Below are 567 nucleotides of genomic sequence, written 5' to 3'. Positions count from 1 at the left end.
TACATCGTGATGGAGTACGTCGAGGGCTCCACCCTGCGCGAGCTGCTGCACTCAGGGCGACGGCTGCTGCCGGAGCGGGCGATGGAGATGACCATCGGCATCCTGCAGGCGCTGGAGTACTCCCACCGCAACGGCATCGTGCACCGGGACATCAAGCCCGCCAACGTGATGCTCACCCGCACCGGCCAGGTCAAGGTCATGGACTTCGGCATCGCCCGCGCGATGGGCGACCAGGGCATGACGATGACCCAGACCGCCGCCGTCATCGGCACCGCGCAGTACCTCTCCCCCGAGCAGGCCAAGGGCGAGCAGGTCGACGCCCGCTCCGACCTGTACTCCACCGGCTGCCTGCTCTACGAGCTGCTCACCCTGCGCCCGCCCTTCGTCGGCGACTCCCCGGTGGCCGTGGCCTACCAGCACGTCCGCGAGGAGCCCCAGCCCCCGTCCGTCTACGACCCCGAGGTCCGGCCCGAGTACGACGCCATCGTGCTCAAGGCCCTGGCCAAGGAGCGCGACTACCGCTACCAGTCGGCGGACGAGATGCGCGCCGACATCGAGCGCGCACTG

The 567-nt window shown here is 69.5% G+C and carries 1 protein-coding gene; it reads left to right on the top strand.

Going from position 1 to position 567, the window contains the following annotated elements:
- Window positions 1-567: protein kinase domain-containing protein (locus ACFP3V_RS31280; RefSeq protein ID WP_380591054.1), on the top strand; the 567-nt coding region annotated here is incomplete at both ends.

This window comes from Streptacidiphilus monticola (assembly GCF_042658505.1).
Lineage (GTDB): Bacteria > Actinomycetota > Actinomycetes > Streptomycetales > Streptomycetaceae > Streptacidiphilus > Streptacidiphilus monticola.
The sequence above is the reverse complement of the archived record's forward strand: the minus strand, read 5'-3'. Positions and strand labels throughout refer to the sequence as shown.